The organism is Streptomyces sp. NPDC048172 (genome assembly GCF_043202595.1).
Classification (GTDB): domain Bacteria; phylum Actinomycetota; class Actinomycetes; order Streptomycetales; family Streptomycetaceae; genus Streptomyces.
In genome coordinates this window covers 399,538-413,890 of sequence record NZ_JBIDAT010000004.1, presented here as the reverse complement: position 1 = coordinate 413,890, position 14,353 = coordinate 399,538, and the positions used below count along the sequence as shown (strand labels likewise).

Here is a 14,353-nt window from a genome sequence, read left to right as displayed (position 1 = left end):
CACCCGGCATCGGGGGCAGCCCCTGCTCAGCCTTTGGTTGCCGCCCTCAGGAACTCGCGGTTCATTTTCGCGATGGACGGCATCGGGATGCCCTTCGGGCAGGCCGTGGCGCACTCTCCGGCGAGGGTGCAGCCGCCGAAGCCCTCGGCGTCCATCTGGGCCACCATGTCCAGCACCCGGGACTCCCGCTCGGGGGCGCCCTGCGGGAGGGAGTTGAGATGGTTGACCTTCGCCGAGGTGAAGAGCATCGCGGAGCCGTTGGGGCAGGCGGCGACGCACGCGCCGCAGCCGATGCACTCCGCGTGCGCGAACGCGGCGTCGGCGGCCGGTTTCGGCACCGGCGTCGCGTGCGCCTCGGGCGCGCTGCCCGTGGGCGCCGTGACGTAGCCGCCCGCGCCGATGACGCGGTCGAAGGCCGAGCGGTCCACCACCAGGTCCCGCACCACGGGGAAGGCCGCGGCACGCCAGGGCTCGATGTCGACCGTGTCGCCGTCCCTGAAGTGCCGCATATGGAGCTGGCAGGTGGTGGTCCGCTCGGGGCCGTGGGCCTGGCCGTTGATCACCATGCCGCAGGCGCCGCAGATGCCCTCGCGGCAGTCGTGGTCGAAGGCGACCGGCTCCTCGCCCTTGAGGATCAGTTCCTCGTTGAGCGTGTCGAGCATCTCCAGGAACGACATGTCGGGGGAGATGTCCTCGACCTCGTACGTCCGCATCGCCCCGTCCGACTCGGGGTCCTCCTGGCGCCAGATGCGCAGCGTCAATTTCACGTGTAGCTCCGCTGGGTGGGGTGTACGTACTCGAAGTCCAGGGCCTCCTCGTGGAGCACGGGCGCCCTGCCCGTTCCCGTGAACTCCCAGGCTGCCGCGTACGAGAAGTCCTCGTCCCGCCGCGCGGCCTCGCCGTCCTCCGTGCGGCTCTCCTCGCGGAAGTGGCCGCCGCAGGACTCCGTGCGGTGGAGCGCGTCCAGGCACATCAGCTCGGCGAGTTCGAGGTGGTCGGCGACCCGGTTGGCCTTCTCCAGGGACTGGTTGAGCCGGCGGCCGTTGCCGGGGATGCGGATGCGCTCCCAGAACTCCTCGCGCAGCGCCGGGATGCGGTCCAGGGCCTTGCGCAGGCCCGCGTCCGTACGGGACATCCCGCAGTGCTCCCACATCAGTTCGCCCAGCTCGCGGTGGAAGGAGTCGGGCGTGCGGTCGCCGTTGGCGGAGAGCAGGTGGTAGAGGCGGTCGGTGACCTCGTAGACCGCCTCGTGCACCGAGGGGTGGTCCTCGTCGAGCGGCTCCAGTTCCGCGCTCGGCGTGCGCGCGAGGTAGTCGCCCAGCGTGGCCGGAAGGATGAAGTAGCCGTCGGCCAGGCCCTGCATCAGCGCGGAGGCGCCGAGGCGGTTGGCGCCGTGGTCGGAGAAGTTGGCCTCGCCGATGGCGAAGAGGCCGGGAACCGTGGTCATCAGGTCGTAGTCGACCCACAGGCCGCCCATCGTGTAGTGGATGGCCGGATAGATCCGCATGGGGCGGCTGTACGGGTCCTCCGCGGTGATGCGGGCGTACATGTCGAAGAGGTTGCCGTACCTCTCCTCGACGGCGTCCCGGCCCAGCCGGGCGATCGCGTCGGCGAAGTCGAGGTAGACGCCCTGGCCGCCGGGGCCGACGCCGCGCCCCTCGTCGCAGACGTTCTTCGCGGCGCGCGAGGCGATGTCGCGAGGGACGAGGTTGCCGAACGAGGGGTACTGCCGCTCCAGGTAGTAGTCCCGTTCCGCCTCCGGGATCGCGCCCGGCTCGCGGTCGTCGCCGTGCCGCTCGGGGACCCAGATCCGGCCGTCGTTGCGCAGCGACTCGCTCATCAGCGTCAGCTTCGACTGGTGGTCGCCCGAGCGCGGGATGCAGGTGGGGTGGATCTGAGTGAAGCAGGGGTTCGCGAAGTACGCGCCGCGCCGGTGGGCCCGCCACACGGCGGTCGCGTTGGAGTTCTTCGCGTTGGTGGAGAGGTAGAAGACGTTGCCGTAGCCGCCCGTCGCGAGGACGACGGCGTCCGCGAAGTAGGTGTCGACACGGCCGGTGAGCAGGTCCCGGGCGACGATGCCGCGCGCCCGGCCGCCCGCCACGATCAGGTCGAGCATCTCGGTGCGCGGGTGCATCTCCACGTTCCCCTCGGCGATCTGCCGGGAGAGCGCCTGGTACGCGCCGAGCAGCAGCTGCTGCCCCGTCTGGCCGCGGGCGTAGAACGTACGGGAGACCTGGACGCCGCCGAACGAGCGGGTGTCCAGCAGCCCGCCGTACTCGCGGGCGAAGGGCACGCCCTGGGCCACGCACTGGTCGATGATCTCGACGGAGATCTCCGCGAGCCGGTGGACGTTGGACTCCCGGGAGCGGAAGTCGCCGCCCTTGACCGTGTCGTAGAAGAGGCGGTGGACCGAGTCGCCGTCGTTGCGGTAGTTCTTCGCGGCGTTGATGCCGCCCTGCGCGGCGACGGAGTGGGCGCGGCGCGGCGAGTCCTGGTAGCAGAACTGCACGACGTGGTAGCCCTGCTCGGCGAGCGTCGCGCCCGCCGAGCCGCCCGCCAGGCCCGTGCCGACGACGATGACGGTGCGCTTGCGGCGGTTGGCCGGGTTGACGAGCTTCGCCTCGAAGCGCCGCCGGTCCCAGCGCTCGGCGATCGGCCCGTCGGGCGCCTTGGCGTCGGCGAGCGGCTTGCCGGTGTCGTAGGAGGTGTAGGGGGCATCGGCAGTGTTGGCGTTCATGGTCAGCTCACGACTCCCGTCATGACCCCGAGGGGGACGGAGATGAATCCGAGGGTGAGGACGACGGCGAGGACGTTCGCCGTCGCCTTGAGGACGCGCGAGGCACCCGGGCGTGTGACACCGAGGGTCTGGGCCGCGCCCCAGAAGCCGTGCCGGATGTGGAAGCCGACGGCGGTCACGGCGACGACGTAGATGACGTTGCCGTACCAGGTGTCGAAGGTCGCGACGACGTTCTCGTACGGATGCCCGTGCTGGCCGCGCGGGTTCACGGTGCCGGTCGTCAGGTCGAGGATGTGCCAGACGATGAAGAGCGCGAGGATCACGCCGCCCCAGCGCATGGTCCGCGTCGCATAGCTCGTACGGGCGCGGGTGTGCGCGTACTTCACGGGGCGGGCCGCCAGGTCGCGGCGGCTGAGCTGGTACGCGCTGACGCCGTGCAGCACCACGGCCGCGAGCAGCCCGACGCGGACGACCCAGAGGAACCACTCGTAGTGGAGCACGGGGCCGCCGATGGTGCGCAGCCAGTGCGCGTAGCCGTTCATCTCGTCGGGGCCGAAGAAGACCTTGAGATTGCCCAGCATGTGCGCGACGAGGTAGGCCAGCATGGCCAGTCCGGTGACGGCCATGACGGTCTTCTTGCCGATCGTCGAGGACCAGAGGGTGCGCAGGGGCCCCTTCCGGGGACCGGGAGCCCTTCCCGTACGCGCGCTCGTTCGCGTTGCCAGTGCCATGGACACCGACGGTAGGGAGCGCGGGTGGCATCAGTCCAAGACATAGAAATGCTGCGATGGATAGCCAGTGCCTATGAATCTTGATTACGCTGTTCCCATGCAGCTCCAGCAGCTCCGGTACTTCGCTGCCGTCGCCGACACCCGCCACTTCACCCGCGCCGCGCAGCGCGAGCACGTCGCGCAGCCCTCGCTCTCCCAGCAGATCCGCGCGCTCGAACGGGAGCTGGGCGCCGAGCTGTTCCACCGCGCACGCGGCCACATCTCGCTGACGGACGCGGGCGAGGCGCTGCTGCCGCTGGCCCGCCGCATCCTCGCCGACACGGAGACCGCGCGCCGCGAGGTCCAGGAGGTCGCCCGCCTCCAGCGCGGCCGGGTGCGGCTCGGGGCGACGCCGAGCCTCTGCGCGAGCCTCGTCCCCGACGTGCTCCGCGCCTTCCACGACGCCTACCCGGGCGTCGACCTCGTCGTCCACGAGGACGGCTCGCAGGACCTGGTGCGGGTGCTGGCCGCGGGCGAGCTGGACCTCGCCCTGATCATCACCCCGCTCCACGGGCAGGCCCCCGTCCTGCACACCTCCGAGCTGCTGCGCGAGGAGCTGGTCGTCGTCTCGGCCCCGGACGCGCCGCCGCCGGTGCGGCGCACCCGTATCCGCGTGGAGGACCTCCGGGACCGCCCGCTGGCGATGTTCCGCCGGGGGTACGACCTGCGGGAGTTCACGGTCGCCGCGTGCCGCGAGGCGGGCTTCGAGCCGGTCATGGGCGTCGAGGGAGGAGAGATGGACGCGGTCCTCGCGTTCGTACGGGCGGGACTGGGCATCGCCGTGGTCCCCGGCATGGTCGCCGACCGCGCGGGCCTCCGCGCCACCCGCTTCGCGTCGCCGGGCCTGCACCGCACGATCTCCGTCGCCCACCGAGGCGACGTCTCCCCGCCCCGCGCGGCACGCGAGCTGCAACGGATCCTCACGGAGCGGCTGCGGGGCGGGGAGGGGTGAGGGCGGTTCATCGGCGGGCGCCGCGGCCAGCATACGGACGGGGTGACGTGGCCCGTGCCGTGCGGGCTACCCTCCCCGCCATGGACACCACGTACTGGCACACGGTCACACCGCCCCCCGCGTCCCTCTGAGGGCGCACCCACCAGACGCTTCCGAGCACCCTGACAGGCGCGGACGTCCCTGACGTCGCCGCCGTGGTCCGCTGCGCCCTCACGCGACCGCCCGCAGCCGACCCCCTGATCAGGACCAGGTGTCTCCCCGCATGTCCGAACGCGTTTCCTCTCGTACGTCCTACGCCCCCGCGCCCGCTGCGACGGCGTCCGGGCCGCTGCTCGTCCTCACCGCCGCCGCGCTGTGGGGCACGACCGGCACCGTCGCCAGCCTCGCCCCGGCCGGGGCCTCGGCCCTCTCCATCGGCGCCGCCACCATGGGCATCGGCGGCCTGCTCACGTTCCTCCTCGCGGGGCGCTCGGCGTTCGCCGTGCCGCGCGGCGGCGGGGGCGCGCTGCCGCGCGTCCTGTGCGGCGGCCTGGCCGTCGCCGTCTACCCGCTCGCCTTCTACACGGCCATGGCCTGGGCGGGCGTCGCCGTCGGGACCGTCGTCACCATCGGCTCCTCGCCCGTCTTCGCCGCGCTGCTCGAACGTACCCTCGACGGCACCCGCCTCACCCGCCGCTGGGCGGCGGCGACCCTCGCCGCGGGCGTCGGCTGCGTCCTGCTCGTCCTCACCGGCGAGAGCCACGAGGGGAGCGCGCCGCACGCCGCCGCGGGCGTCGCGCTCGGCCTGCTCGGCGGCGCCGCGTACGCCGCGTACACCTGCTGCGGCTCGGGGCTGATGCGCCGCCACTCCTCGCGCGCCGCGATGGGCGCCGTCTTCGGGCTCGGCGCGCTGCTCCTGCTCCCCGTACTGGCCCTGACGGGCGGCCCGCTGCTGACCGAGCCGAGGGGCCTGGCCGTCGCGGGCTACCTCGCGACCGTGCCCATGTGCCTCGCATACGTCCTCTTCGGCGCGGGCCTCGCCCGTACGACCCCGAGCACGGCGACCACCCTGACGCTCCTGGAGTCGGTGGTCGCGGCGCTCCTCGGCGTCCTGGTCGTCGGCGAACGCCTCGGCCTGTGGGCCTGGACAGGCGTCGCCCTGGTCCTCGCGGGCCTGCTGCTGCTCACGGTGCGGGGGAGGGGGCGTGCGGGGGAGGGGTGAGCTTCGGATTCGCTCGTGGTAGTGACGGCGGTAGCGATCATGGTTGCGCCATGATTAGCCTGCTCGTATGCCTGGAATCACGATCGAATTCACCGAGGAAGAGCTGGCCGAGCTGCGCGCCGAGGCCAAAGAACAGGGCAAGGCGATCAAGCGTCTGGCCCACGACATACTGACCGAGGACGTCGTCCGGCGGCGGCAGCGGCAGTCGTTCATCGAGGGCGCGAGCGAGAAGTTCGCCCTGCTCGCCCCGGAGTTCATCGAGATGTTCGACGAGGGAGACCGGTGACCCTCTTCATCGACGCGGGCTGGATCCTCGGAATCCAGTCCAGCAATGTGCCTTCGGACCCGGTGCTCCGGGACTGGGGCGCTCTTCACTCGGCGGTGGAGAGGCACCGGTTCGAACGCTTCGCCGGTGAGGTCTATTACGAGGAGGTGCCCACCCGCGCCGCCGTACTTCTGGAAACGATGGTCCGGCTGAGGCCCTTCGAGGACTACAACCGGCTGATCGGAGCCGTGTGCGCCTGGGAGTACATGGGGCAGTCCGGGGAGCCCATCGATCCGCCTCCGCAGGCGCTCGCCAAGCTCACCAAGGACTCCGAGGCCGGACGGTCCGACCTTTCCCGGACAGCCCGCTGTCTCCGGGACTGGAAGACATAGCCCCTCCGCCGTGCGTCAGCGCGCCGTCGCCGCCTCCACCACGCGCTGGCTCATCTTGCCCCGGTCGGCGTCCAGTCCGGTCGGGGTGAAGGTCCAGACGAGGCGGCGGTGCTGGTCGCGGGTGGAGAAGGCGCCCGTGCCGTAGCCGTACTGCTCGCCGGTCTTGCCCCAGAGGGTGACGCCGTTGACGGTGGCGGTCTGGAGGCCCGTGCTGTAGCGGGCCGGGCTGCCGTCGAGCATCCGTACGCCGTCGGGCGGCAGCGTGAACATCCGCTCCAGCCACGGCCCCTGGAGCAGCGCCCCCGAGAAGAGCCCGGCGAGGAAGCGGGTGAGGTCCCCTGTGGTGGTGACGAGCTCCCCCTCCGCCCATGAGCTCGACATGTCGTACGCGGTGATGTCCTCGCGCCGCCCGTCCGTCATGTCGAGGTAGCCGTGCAGATGCGGCCCGTGGATTCCGGTGTCGTGGCCCGAGAGCGACGGCAGGTCCGTGTGGCCCAGGCCCAGCGGGCGCAGCACCCGGTCGCGGACCTCGGCGCCGTACGGGCGGCGCGTCACGCGCTCGGCGACCAGCGCGGCCAGGATGTAGTTCACGCCCCGGTACTCCTGCTTGGTGCCCGGCTCGAACTTCGGGGGGCGCTTGGTCGCCGTCGCCACGACCTGGGGCGGCGTCCAGCTGTCGAAGCGGTGCCGCAGTACGTCCTCGGGGGTGCCGTCCGGCGCGAGCCCGATGTGGTCGGGCATGCCGCTGGTGTGGTCGAGCAGCTGCGCGACGGTGATCCGGCGGAAGGCGCCGGTCCCGGGCAGCAACTCCGGGAGGTAGCGGCGTACGGGCGCGTCGAGCGCGACGCGGCCCTCCCGCGCGAGCTGGAGGACGACCACGGCGACGAACGGCTTGGTGACGCTCCCGGCGCGCACCTTGTCGTTCGGGCCCACCGGCCGCCCCGTCGCCGTGTCGGAGACGCCGGAGGCGCCGTACCACCGGCCCGCCGCGCCGCTGACCCGCAGCTGGGCCGCGACGGCGGGCGGGTGGCGCAGATCGCCGATCGCGGCGCGCAGCGCGGCGGGGTCGAGGGGCGGGAGCGCGGACGCCGCGCTTGCCTGACCGGTCGTGCCCAGCGTCGCGAGCGCGGTCGCGGTCGCGACGCCCGCGAGGAGCCCGCGTCGGGAGAGGGAAGTCATACGGACAGGCTTCCGTCCCCTCGTGCCCGTGCCATCCGGGAACGCCCCGAACCCGACCCCGAGTCGGCACTGAGACGGCCATGGGGGATTTGCCGGGGCCAGCGTGGGTGAAGTGCCCTGCGAGCAGGGGGAGTTCGGGGCGCACTTCTGTGAAGAGGTTGTGCTCAGGGGGAAGATCCCCCTAGCGTGCCGCGTGTTCGAGAGGCGAACACCGCGCCGGTCAGCACGCCGAATCCTGCCCGCGCCGGACGCGGCACCTCCCCCCAACCGCAACCGCAGGGCAGGAGCGGGGGACCCACCTTCGCCGTCACACCCCCCACACGCACCACGGTGACGGCTAGGGGCGAAGCCGCGTCCCGGATTCCGGGGCGTGGCGGGGCGTTCTCCCGCCCCAGCCCGACAGCTCACCCCGCAGGCGGCCGGAGACAGTTGGAGTCACCCGATGACGTATGCGTCGTCACCGACCCCCTTCGAGGAACATCCCTACCCCCGCCCCCACCGCGCCCGGCACCGCGCCGAGCGTCCCCAGGGCAGAGCCCGCAAGCTCGTCACGCGCGTCTCCGCCGCCGGGGCCACGCTGGCGCTGCCGCTCGTCGGCGCCTCGATGGCCAACGCGGCCGGAGGGGACGGGGACAGCTACACCGTGAAGTCGGGGGACACGCTCTCCCGTATCGCCGACGAGCAGGACGTCGACGGCGGCTGGAAGGCGCTGTACGAGGCCAACAAGTCGACCATCGGCGGCGATCCCGACCTGCTGCAGGCAGGGGACGAGCTGACCCTGAACACCGACCGTGCCGTACGCCCGGTCGCGGGCGGCACCAAGACCGCCGAGTACCAGGCGTCCGGCTCGAACTGGTCGCACGGGCACACAGGTACGGACATCGCGGTGTCCACCGGAACGAACGTCAAGGCGGCGGTGAAGGGCACCGTCGTCACCGCGGACTGGGACAACTCCTTCGGCAACCAGGTGGTGATCAAGCACGCCGACGGCAAGTACTCCCACTACGCGCACCTGTCCAAGATCCTGGTCAAGGACGGCCAGTCCGTCGGCGCCGGGGACCACATAGCCGAGTCGGGCTCGACCGGCAAGTCCACGGGCCCGCACCTGCACTTCGAGGTCCGTACGACGCCCGAGTACGGCTCGGCGATCGACCCCGCGAAGTGGCTCGCGGGCTACGGCGTGAAGCTCTGACGAACGGCCGTGAGCCGGGCGGCCCCGACCCCGTCCCGGCTCACGGCGCGCTCGGCCCGCCCCTCTGCCACCCGCTCTGCCACCCGTCCTCCCGTCCCCGCCACACGAGGACGACGGCCGCCAGTCCCGCCAGGCAGGGCAGCAGCCCGAGCACCCCGTAGAGGACCGGGATCACGTGCGCGTACTCCGCCGAGGACCAGGTCAGGTCGTACAGCGCCCAGCAGGCGCCGACGGCGAACAGCGCGGTGGTGACCGCCCGCGCGCGGGCCGAGCCCCGGCCGACCGAGCGGATCGCCCACAGCCAGCACAGGACACCGAGCGCGCCGACGACGGCCAGGTAGCTCACGATGGCGGTGCGGTCCTTGCTCACGTCCGAGGCGGACCAGTCGGGATACGCCGCGCGGACGTGGTCCGTGACGCTGTCCACGGTGGCCAGGTCGATCAGTGGCACGAGCGCCGCCGCCGCGGTCAGGGCCAGTCCGGAGTACATGACAGTGCGGAGTGACATGGGTGATCCCTTCTCCGTTCCCGCATTCCTATTCTTACGTCGTAAGACTCTGCTGCCCACGCTATATTTACGCTGTAAGAATCGTCAATCGGGGCCGGGAGGAACGTCATGGCGGCCAACAGGGCGCGTGGGCATCGCGCGGGACTCACGCGGCAGGCCGTGCTGGAGGCGGCCGTACGGCTGGCCGACGGGGAAGGGCTGAAGGCGCTCTCCATGCGCAGGCTCGGCGCCGAGCTGGGGGTGGAGGCGATGACCCTCTACCACTACGTGCCGAACAAGGACGCGCTGCTGGACGGCATCGTCGAGCGGGTCGTCGCGGAGGCGGTGCCGCCCGAGTTCGGGGCCGCGAGCTGGCGCGAGAGCCTGCGGGCCTACGCCGAGTCGCTGGTGGCCGTGCTCTCCGCGCATCCGAACGTGATGCCGCTGCTGATGGCCCGGCCCGCCATGACGCCGCGCAACCTGCGGACCATGGAGGACATGGTGGCGGCCCTGTGCGGGGCGGGCTTCGCGCCGGTCCGCGCCCTGGATGTCGTGCACGCGCTGACCGGCTTCGCCGTCGGACACGTGGCCACCCAGGCGGGCGGCGAGGGCGTCGCCGAACTGCTCGCCGTGGACGCCGACGCCTATCCGCTGCTGGCCCGTGCCGCGCGCGAGGCCGGGGGGTCGAGGGGGGAGGCGGACGCGGCGCGCTTCACGTTCGCGCTGGACGCGCTGCTGGCCGGGTTCGAAGGGGAGCTTACGCAAAAATAATTGCGCAAATCCAATTGCACAACTTCTCTTTTGTATCTACGGTCGGGTCATGGCCGACGATTCGCACGACGCGCATGACACGCATGTCCAGAACCGCATCACCGATCTCGCCGCGCTCAAGGTCTTCACGCACCCGCTCCGCATCGAGCTGTGGCGCGCGCTGAGCGCCGTCCGCACCGCGACCGCCTCGCAGCTCGCCGAGCAGGTCGACGAGGCCGTCTCGCTGGTCAGTTACCACCTGCGGAAGATGGCCGAGCACGGCTTCATCGTCGAGTCCGAGCCCCCGGAGGGCCGGAGCGGCGACGCGCGCGAGCGCTGGTGGACGCCCTCGGACGAGCGCCCGTTCAGCTTCCGCACCTCCGACTTCAGCGACCGGCCGGAGGGAGCCGCCGTCGCCTCGACGGTCGTGCGGCGGCTGATGGAGACGCGCGGCGAGCAGTACACGACGTTCCTCGAACAGGCCGCGTCCTGGCCCAAGGAGTGGCTGGACGCGGCGTTCAGCTCCGAGACGCTCGTACGGCTCACGCCCGGGGAACTCACCCAGTGCGAGGCCGAGTTGGCCGAGGTCACGGCGCGCTGGAAGGCGCGCGCGCGTACGGCGGAGGCCGAGACCGGGGACGACGGCGTTCACCGCGAGCACGTGGCCCTGCACCTCTACGGGTTCCCCTTCCGCCCATGACGGCGCCCGTAACGGCGCCTGCGGCGGCGTCCGCGACGGCGCGGCCCAGACCCGCGCACCGCGACGGCGCCGTGCTGCGCTGGCTCGCGGCGTACGCGGTCTCCATGGTCGGCGACGGCATCTGCTTCCTGGCCTTCGGCTGGGCGGCGCAGCGCGTCACAAGCCCCGCCGGGGTCGGACTCGTCCTCGCCGTCAGCGCCGTGCCGCGCGTGGTGCTGATGCTGGGCGGCGGGGTCGTCGCCGACCGCTACGGGCCGCGCCGGGTGGTCCTGGTCAGCGACGCCGTGCGCTGCGCGGTCGTCCTCGCGGTGGCCCTCGCGCTGGGCGCGGGCACGACGGGGCTGTGGCCGCTGGTCCTCGGCGCGCTCGTCTTCGGCGCCGTCGACGCGCTGTTCGTGCCCGCCGTCGGGGCCCTACCGCCCCGCCTCACCTCCCGCGACCAGCTCGCCCGGGTGCAGGGGATGAGCGCCCTCGCCGTGCGGCTCGGCAATGTGGCGGGGCCGCCGCTCGGCGGCTTCGCGCTGGGCCTCGGCGGCGGTGCGACCGCGTTCGCCGTCGCGACGGGCCTGTTCGCCGTCTCGCTGGCCCTGCTCGCGGCCGTACGGACACGAGTGCCGGAGACGGCGGGCGGGGCGTCGGCGGACGACGAGGTACCGCCGTCTCCGCGCGCCACCCCGTGGCGCGAACTCGGGGACGGGCTCCGGCATGTGCGGCGGCACCCTCTGATCGCCCGCCTCGCGCTCAGCGGCGCGCTGTTGGAGCTCGCCGTCAACGGGCCGCTCAACGTCGGCCTCGTCCTGCTCTCCGCCGAGCGCGGCTGGGGCGCTACGGGCGTCGGGTGGCTGGTCAGCGCCTTCGGCGTCGGCGCCGGTACGAGCGCGCTCGTGCTGGCCGTACGGGGCCGGGTGCCGCGCGCGGGTGCGGTGCAGTGCGCGGGCGCCGCCGTCGCCTCGCTCGCCGTCGGCGCCGTCGGACTCGCCCCCGCGCTGCCCGCCGCCGCGGGGCTCGCCGCGCTGGCCGGGCTCGCGGGCGGCATGTGCGGCGGGCTCTCGCGGGCGCTGATCCAGATCACCGCCGACCCCGCCTACCTGGGCCGGGTCACCTCGGTGGCGGGGCTCAGCTCGCTCGGGCTGGCCCCCCTGTCGTACCCCGTCTTCGGCGCGGCGGCGGGGGTGTGGGGGACCGGGCCCGTCTTCGTGTGCTGCGGCGTCCTCGGCCTCGCCGGGCTCCTGCCGCTCGCCTCCCGGGTCTGCCTGCGCGCCGAACTGCCCGTGGCTCCCGTGGCCGGAGGCTCCAAGGCGTGAGTGAGGGCTGCTACCGGCCCCTGCCCCGGCTCTCGCGGCCGCGGAAGCCGCCGACCAGCACGCGCAGCATCATGATCACGCTGAGCACGAGCAGGTTGTAGCCGAAGACCTCGTAGAGGTGGAGCTGGTCGGAGATCCGGGGGCCGCCGCCGCTGGCCAGCAGGACCACGGACATGAGGCCGGTGGTCGCCGCCAGTACGGCGACCAGGGCCTGCTGGAGGAGACCGGACAGGACGCGCTGGCCGGCGGGGTCGGCGAACATCCGGGTGTTGACCGTGAACGCGCCGCGTTCCAGGTCCGCCGTGATCCGGTCCACCCGGCGCGGGATGCGGCGCAGGAGCGGCATCAGCGACACCAGTTCGTCCCGCGCCGCCTCGCGCAGCGACTCGGGGCGCAGCTGCGCGGTGATCTCCCGGTCGGCGAAGGCACGCGACTCGTTGACGATGTTGAAGCCGGGGGCCAGATGGGCGAGCGTGCCCTCCAGGGTGGCGAGGGCGCGGAAGACGGCTGCGACCTCCGCGGGGACGGCGACGCCGTGGGCGGAGACGATGCGGAAGAGGTCCGTGAACATCTCCACGTCGGGCGTCAGCCCCGGGCCCAGATGGCGGGCCATGAAGCGGCCGAGGGAGCGCTCCAGGGACTCGCCGTCCACCGCGTCCGAGCGGTCCATGATCTCGACGAAGGCGTCCCGCACGCCCGCCGGGTCGCGCTGGTCGATGCCGAGCAGGAGGCGCTGCAGCGAGCCCTGGAGCTGGGTGTCCAGGCGGCCGACCGAGCCGAAGTCGATCAGGGCGAGGGAGTCGTCGGGCAGCAGGAGGATGTTGCCGGGGTGCGGGTCGGCGTGGAAGACGCCGTCGACCATGATCTGGCGGAGCAGGACGTCGAGGAGCGTACGGGCCAGCGCCTCGCGGTCCGTGCCGCGTGCCGTCAGGGCCGCGTCCGCGCTGCCCAGCGGGATGCCGTCGAGGGCCTCCATGACCAGGACCCGGGCCGTCGTCAGCTCCTCGTGCACCCGCGGGAGCCGCACGGGGGAGCGGCCGGCACCGGCGGCGGCGACCGTGGCGAGGTTGCGGGCCTCGGCGCGGAAGTCGAGCTCTTCCCGGAGCGAGTCGGCGAAGCCCTCGGCCAGGTCGGCGGCGCCGATGGTGCGGGCCCAGGCGAAGCGGCGCTGCAGGGTGCGGGCCATCCGCCGCACGATGTCGAGGTCGCGGTCGACGACGCGGACGATCCCGGGGCGCCGCACCTTCACCACCACCGGGCGGCCGTCCGCCAGCGTCGCCCGGTGGACCTGGGCGATGGAGGCGGCGGCGAGGGGCGTGGGGTCGAAGTCCTTGAAGCACTCCTCGGGGGCCGCGCCGAGTTCGGCCTCCAACTGCTCGCGCACTTGCGCCCAGGGGGCCGGGGGAACCTCGTTCTGCAACTTGCTCAGTTCGTCGATGAACTCGGGGGGCAGCAGGTCGCGGCGGGTGGAGAGCAGCTGGCCGAGCTTGACGAAGGTGACGCCGCTCTCCTCCAGGGTGCGGCGCAGCGCCGCGGCGAAGTCGGCGTTGCGCTCGGGGGTGTTGCGGCTGGGGCGCCCGGCGGCGAAGCGGGGCAGCCCCGAGCGGGTGGAGATGGCGCTGACCTGGGCGTAACGCCGGGCGCGGAGAACGCGGTGGTGGAGCTCCTTGACCAGGCCGACCGGGCCGAGGCCGCCGGGGACGAACGCCTCCAGCACGAGCAGCATCAGCATGGTGAGGGCGAGCGTGACGCCCCAGAAGACGGTCGCCAGGGACCACCCGTTGCCCTCCTGCACGTACCGGCCCATCGCGGAGCCGCTGACCGTGAGGGCCACGAGGGTGCAGAACGCGATCCTGAGCACCCCGGACCGCAGGTTCAGCAGCCGCCGGGCGAGCAGCGCGGGAACGAAGGTGAACAGGAACCCCAGGAAGAGGGAGGGGATCAGGAACTCGGCCGAGGGCGCATCGGCCTGGCCGGGCGCGGCGAGCAGGGCGACGCTCATCGGCCCACCGGACCCGAGGCCGGGCCTGAGGCCGGGCGCGCGCGTTCGTCGGCGTCGGCCAGCCAGAACAGGACCGGCGGCAGGGCCAGTTCGATGACGGTCAGTGCCACCTGGAACGCGTGCGGCCATCCGTGCACGGCCAGGGACAGCAGCCGCCCGACGCCGCCGAGCAGGAACACCGCGGCGAGCCACCGCACCACGCGCGCCGGGACGGGATCCTGCCGGACCGCCCACAGCCAGGCCAGCCCGTACCCGGCGAAGATCGCGCCGAAGAACCGGCCGAGGCTGTCGAGGGTCGCGCCCGCGTCGGCCTCGCCGGGAATCGCGGCGTTGCCGCCGACCACATGGAACAGGCCGATCGCCACGCAGGCGACGCCCATCACCCACGCGAACCCCCGCAGTGCTCTCCGCACGATTCCCCC

At 72.8% G+C, this 14,353-nt stretch carries 15 protein-coding genes; 8 read left to right on the top strand and 7 right to left on the bottom strand.

The window, feature by feature from the left end; all coding sequences use genetic code 11:
* Nucleotides 1-26: 26 nt before the first annotated feature.
* From ACGF3A_RS19640 to ACGF3A_RS19630, 3 genes are read right to left on the bottom strand one after another with little or no spacing between them, the layout of a single operon-like run.
* Entirely contained in the window at nucleotides 27-767 is a 741-nt protein-coding gene (locus tag ACGF3A_RS19640; RefSeq protein ID WP_393731438.1) for a succinate dehydrogenase/fumarate reductase iron-sulfur subunit, read from the bottom strand.
* A complete protein-coding gene (locus ACGF3A_RS19635) occupies nucleotides 764-2,737 on the bottom strand; it encodes a fumarate reductase/succinate dehydrogenase flavoprotein subunit (protein WP_393731436.1) in 1,974 nt (657 codons plus the stop codon). Before ACGF3A_RS19635 ends, ACGF3A_RS19640 begins: the two co-directional genes overlap by 4 nt.
* A gap of 2 nt (nucleotides 2,738-2,739) precedes the next feature.
* On the bottom strand, nucleotides 2,740-3,468 hold the full coding sequence (locus tag ACGF3A_RS19630; protein ID WP_393731434.1) for a succinate dehydrogenase cytochrome b subunit: 729 nt from the start codon (nucleotides 3,466-3,468) through the stop codon (nucleotides 2,740-2,742).
* A 97-nt stretch (nucleotides 3,469-3,565) separates the two neighbouring features.
* Between ACGF3A_RS19630 and ACGF3A_RS19625 the strand changes: the two genes are divergently transcribed.
* The 4 genes from ACGF3A_RS19625 to ACGF3A_RS19610 all read left to right on the top strand — a co-directional run bounded on the left by ACGF3A_RS19625 (nucleotide 3,566) and on the right by ACGF3A_RS19610 (nucleotide 6,317).
* Nucleotides 3,566-4,459, top strand: a complete 894-nt coding sequence (locus ACGF3A_RS19625; protein ID WP_393731432.1) for a LysR family transcriptional regulator — start codon at nucleotides 3,566-3,568, stop codon at nucleotides 4,457-4,459.
* A 262-nt stretch (nucleotides 4,460-4,721) separates the two neighbouring features.
* Nucleotides 4,722-5,660, top strand: coding sequence for a DMT family transporter (locus ACGF3A_RS19620; protein WP_393731430.1), 939 nt, complete (start codon nucleotides 4,722-4,724; stop codon nucleotides 5,658-5,660).
* Nucleotides 5,661-5,727: 67 nt separating this feature from the next.
* Nucleotides 5,728-5,946, top strand: coding sequence for a hypothetical protein (locus tag ACGF3A_RS19615; RefSeq protein WP_344528977.1), 219 nt, complete (start codon nucleotides 5,728-5,730; stop codon nucleotides 5,944-5,946).
* Complete coding sequence (locus ACGF3A_RS19610) at nucleotides 5,943-6,317, top strand: hypothetical protein (protein ID WP_393731427.1); 375 nt, start codon at nucleotides 5,943-5,945, stop codon at nucleotides 6,315-6,317. The genes ACGF3A_RS19615 and ACGF3A_RS19610 overlap by 4 nt, the downstream gene beginning before the upstream one ends.
* A gap of 15 nt (nucleotides 6,318-6,332) precedes the next feature.
* Here the strand turns inward: ACGF3A_RS19610 and ACGF3A_RS19605 are convergent, their stop codons facing one another.
* Nucleotides 6,333-7,496: a serine hydrolase domain-containing protein gene (locus tag ACGF3A_RS19605; protein ID WP_393731425.1), complete on the bottom strand. Its 1,164-nt coding sequence runs from the start codon at nucleotides 7,494-7,496 to the stop codon at nucleotides 6,333-6,335.
* Nucleotides 7,497-7,938: 442 nt separating this feature from the next.
* Between ACGF3A_RS19605 and ACGF3A_RS19600 the strand changes: the two genes are divergently transcribed.
* Nucleotides 7,939-8,688, top strand: a complete 750-nt coding sequence (locus tag ACGF3A_RS19600; RefSeq protein ID WP_393731423.1) for a M23 family metallopeptidase — start codon at nucleotides 7,939-7,941, stop codon at nucleotides 8,686-8,688.
* A gap of 40 nt (nucleotides 8,689-8,728) precedes the next feature.
* On the opposite strand, the gene ACGF3A_RS19595 is transcribed toward ACGF3A_RS19600, so the two are convergent.
* Complete coding sequence (locus tag ACGF3A_RS19595; RefSeq protein ID WP_393731421.1) at nucleotides 8,729-9,196, bottom strand: hypothetical protein; 468 nt, start codon at nucleotides 9,194-9,196, stop codon at nucleotides 8,729-8,731.
* Between the two features lie 108 nt (nucleotides 9,197-9,304).
* Here ACGF3A_RS19595 and ACGF3A_RS19590 point away from each other — a divergent pair, with 108 nt between their 5' ends.
* Genes ACGF3A_RS19590 through ACGF3A_RS19580 form a run of 3 tightly spaced genes read left to right on the top strand, consistent with a single transcriptional unit; the run spans nucleotide 9,305 to nucleotide 11,929 of the window.
* Complete coding sequence (locus ACGF3A_RS19590; protein WP_393731419.1) at nucleotides 9,305-9,946, top strand: TetR/AcrR family transcriptional regulator C-terminal domain-containing protein; 642 nt, start codon at nucleotides 9,305-9,307, stop codon at nucleotides 9,944-9,946.
* A 49-nt stretch (nucleotides 9,947-9,995) separates the two neighbouring features.
* Nucleotides 9,996-10,625 (top strand): helix-turn-helix domain-containing protein, encoded by a 630-nt coding sequence (locus ACGF3A_RS19585; protein ID WP_393731417.1) that lies wholly within the window; start codon nucleotides 9,996-9,998, stop codon nucleotides 10,623-10,625.
* Complete coding sequence (locus ACGF3A_RS19580) at nucleotides 10,622-11,929, top strand: MFS transporter (protein WP_393731415.1); 1,308 nt, start codon at nucleotides 10,622-10,624, stop codon at nucleotides 11,927-11,929. The genes ACGF3A_RS19585 and ACGF3A_RS19580 overlap by 4 nt, the downstream gene beginning before the upstream one ends.
* Before the next feature lie 10 nt (nucleotides 11,930-11,939).
* Here the strand turns inward: ACGF3A_RS19580 and ACGF3A_RS19575 are convergent, their stop codons facing one another.
* Entirely contained in the window at nucleotides 11,940-13,931 is a 1,992-nt protein-coding gene (locus tag ACGF3A_RS19575) for an ABC1 kinase family protein (RefSeq protein WP_393731413.1), read from the bottom strand.
* A complete protein-coding gene (locus ACGF3A_RS19570) occupies nucleotides 13,928-14,344 on the bottom strand; it encodes a DUF4345 domain-containing protein (RefSeq protein WP_393731411.1) in 417 nt (138 codons plus the stop codon). Before ACGF3A_RS19570 ends, ACGF3A_RS19575 begins: the two co-directional genes overlap by 4 nt.
* Nucleotides 14,345-14,353 lie beyond the last annotated feature (9 nt).